The following is a 687-nucleotide window of genomic DNA, read 5'->3' as shown; positions in this document are numbered from 1 at the left end:
TAAACGATAATTTAGAGCAGCAAGCCGTCACCTATTTTCAAGAATTATACATCAACAATGCAAATCCCATGTGGCAAATCGGCACAATAAGTGACCTTGGAACTGTTGTGGGCGGTAGTACGCCTTCAAAAACCAAGCCTGAATACTATACAAATAATGGTATTGCGTGGATAACACCAAAAGATTTATCTATCAACAAGTCCAAATTCATATCCCATGGCGAAAATGATATTACAGAACTTGGTTTGAAGAACAGTAGCACAACAGTCATGCCTAAGGGCACAGTATTGTTTTCATCACGTGCTCCCATCGGGTATATTGCAATTGCATCTAACGAAGTTACAACCAATCAAGGCTTTAAGTCTGTTATACCTTACTTGGAAATTGGAACAGCATTTGTATACTTTTTCTTGAAACACAGTCTTCCGGTTATTGAGAGTGCGGCATCAGGCTCGACATTCAAAGAAATTTCAGGAAGTGCCATGAAGAATATTCCCGCCATCATTCCTGATCGGAGCACACTTGACCAATTTAATAGTTTTTGTGCGCCAATCTTTGCACAACAAAAAATCTTGGAAGACCAAAATTATTCACTTGCTATGCTAAGAGATAGTCTGTTACCCAAACTAATGTCTGGCGCGATTGATATCGCAAGTATCCAGCTCTAAGCTGCTAAATTATCGTTTA

General features: G+C 39.2%; 1 protein-coding gene. It reads left to right on the top strand.

Annotation, left to right across the window (positions count from 1 at the left end):
- Positions 1 to 668: restriction endonuclease subunit S (locus WMO20_RS14430; RefSeq protein ID WP_349187311.1), on the top strand; the 668-nt coding region annotated here is incomplete at its 5' end.
- Positions 669 to 687 lie beyond the last annotated feature (19 nt).

Origin of the sequence: Faecalibacterium intestinale (assembly GCF_040096575.1) — a bacterium.
Lineage (GTDB): Bacteria > Bacillota > Clostridia > Oscillospirales > Ruminococcaceae > Faecalibacterium > Faecalibacterium intestinale.
This window is presented reverse-complemented; position numbering and strand designations above follow the sequence as displayed.